Raw genomic sequence first — 2482 nt, forward strand, 5'->3', positions numbered from 1 at the left:
GTGTAAACGCTAGAATATAATTGACAGTTTTTGCTCAACGTAATTTTACACTTTTGCTTCAATAAGCTAGAACTCTAGTAAAATAATAGAAGATGTTATTTTACTGGGGGGACAGCGTTTTGGAGGAGAAGCTAATGCTTTATTTAAATATTCAACAATTACATCAACGGAAGTTTAAAGTATCTCAAATTGCACAGGAGCTCAAAGTATCAAGACCAACCGTTTATAAATATTTAAAAATGACGTTTGAAGAGACAAAAGCATACATGGAACAGCTTCAAGGCAAAGGTAAGAAGTTGGATCCCTACAGGGATTGGATTATCGCTTGGCTTGAAGAATACCCTCATCTCAGTGCAGCACAAATCCACGATTGGCTTTTAGAGCGTTATCCCGATTTAGTTGTTGGCGAGAGTACAGTAAGAGCCTATGTGAAAGAGATGCGGGAGATTTATCAGATTGAGAAAAAAGTAATAATTCGGCAATATGAAGCAATCCCTGAACAACCCATGGGTAAGCAAATCCAGGTGGATTGGGGAGAAACGAAACAGAAGACAACTGAAAAGAATGAAATTAAACTATATTTCATCGCTTTTGTCTTAGCTCACTCTCGATACAAATACATGGAGTGGCAGGACCGGCCTTTTACAACAAATGATGCCATTCGATGTCATGAAAATGCATTTCAATTTTACGGAGGACGTACAGAAGAAATTGTGTATGATCAGGATCGTTTAATTACAGTAAGTGAAAATTCAGGTCAGCTACTTTTAACTTCTGAATTTCAAAGCTATGTAAATGAGCGTAAGTTTAAAGTTCATTTATGTCGTAAGGGAGACCCAGAATCAAAAGGAATGATTGAGAACGTTGTAAAGTACATAAAGGGAAATTTCGCAGATAGCCGAGTATTTAGCAATATTGAAGATTGGAATAACCGTGCATTACAGTGGTTACATCGCACTGGAAATCAACATGTTCATCAGACAACGAAAAAAAGACCAGCTGAAGTGTTCCCCGTCGAAAAGCAACACTTACAGCCGGTCTCTTCACCACTCTCATATGAAAGCGTCATTACCCCAAGTATAACAAGGAATATTAGTAAGGACAATACAATACGGTTTAAATCAAACCGTTATTCCGTTCCTCTCGGAACGTATAGTGCAGCCTCTGATAATGAGGTTTTTATTGAAGTCACTTCGAGCCAACCGCCAACGCTGATTATCCGTAAACAGTTAGATGGAGAAGTAATTGCTGAACACAGCATTAGTAATGAAAAGGGAAAGCTTATTCAACATCTACATCATATCCGGGATCGCTCAAAAGGTATTGAAGAATTTAAGCAACAACTGGTTTCACATTTTGAAGATCAGAAACGTGCAACTTCTTATTTAAATGAAATTTGTTTAAGATACCCACGGTATCGGCGTGATCAGCTCATAATCATTCAAAACACCATTGAGAAATATCCAATGTGGATTGAAGCAACCTTGACTAAATGCATCATAGATAAACTTTACAGCGCCAATGACTTTCGAGATATCGCAAACCACCAAAATGCATTACAAACTGAATGTACCCAAAAGGTTAAGCCTCCCTTTATAAAACATTCAGGTAAAGACAACATTACAGTGACAACTCGCTCCCTTACTGCTTACACAAGTATTTTAGGGGGTGACCCACAGTGAATAAGACTGTAAATGACTTGCAGGAACACTTTCGCCAATTAAGGTTATCCGAAACAGCTGAGGAGCTACCAAAGCTCCTACGTGAGGCTGAAAAATCTTCTTGGACATATTTAGAATTTCTTGAATCGATTACGCGTTACGAACTTAGAAAACGCGAAGTAAAGAGTTTAGAAAGAAGAATGAAGTGGGCGCACTTCCCTTACGTGAAGTCATTAAGTGAATTTAATTTAGAAGAGCAAACAACTTTAACGGGACGTCAATTGACCCAGCTCGCAGAGCTAAACTGGCTTGAGCAGCAGTATAATTTAATTTTATTGGGACCGCCAGGCGTTGGTAAAACATTTTTAGCGATTGGTTTGGGGGTTGAGTCTATTCACAGAGGTTTCAACGCCTATTTCGTAACTATGGGTGAGCTTATTCATCTTTTAAAAACGGAAGAGTTTCTAAACAAATCGAAAGTGCAGCTAAAGCGATTAAGAGACGCCGATCTGATTATCATTGATGATTTAATGTACATGGCAATGGATCAGCGAGAAGCAAATTTGTTTTTCCATTTAATTAATCATTTGTATGAACGAAGTTCTATCATTCTTACATCCAATAAAAGCCCTGAACAGTGGGGTGAACTAATGGGAGATCAAGGAATTACTACTGCAATTTTAGATCGTTTACTCCATCGTGTAGAAGTCATTCATATGGATGGAGATAGTTATCGAATGAAACATCGAAAAAGTGTATTTTCAGCAGAAGTGTAAAAAGTGAATAAGCAAAAAATGTAAAAATCGACTTGACGTCTACAA

At 37.8% G+C, this 2482-nt stretch carries 2 protein-coding genes; both read left to right on the plus strand.

The window, feature by feature from the left end; all coding sequences use genetic code 11:
- The first annotated feature begins 134 nt into the window (after positions 1 to 134).
- The gene (gene istA, locus AC1VNJ_RS26775; protein ID WP_482641631.1) at positions 135 to 1682 is read left to right on the plus strand and encodes an IS21 family transposase; all 1548 of its coding nucleotides are present in this window, start codon (positions 135 to 137) and stop codon (positions 1680 to 1682) included.
- Positions 1679 to 2437: an IS21-like element helper ATPase IstB gene (istB, locus tag AC1VNJ_RS26780; RefSeq protein ID WP_251441223.1), complete on the plus strand. Its 759-nt coding sequence runs from the start codon at positions 1679 to 1681 to the stop codon at positions 2435 to 2437. Before istA ends, istB begins: the two co-directional genes overlap by 4 nt.
- The last annotated feature ends 45 nt before the right edge of the window (positions 2438 to 2482 follow it).

The sequence above is a fragment of the Priestia sp. 3CA3 genome (genome assembly GCF_056836725.1).

Bases quoted from the DNA above. Each gene is read 5' to 3' on its own strand.
- istA (WP_482641631.1), top strand. From the start codon at position 135: ATGCTTTATTTAAATATTCAACAATTACATCAACGGAAGTTTAAAGTA.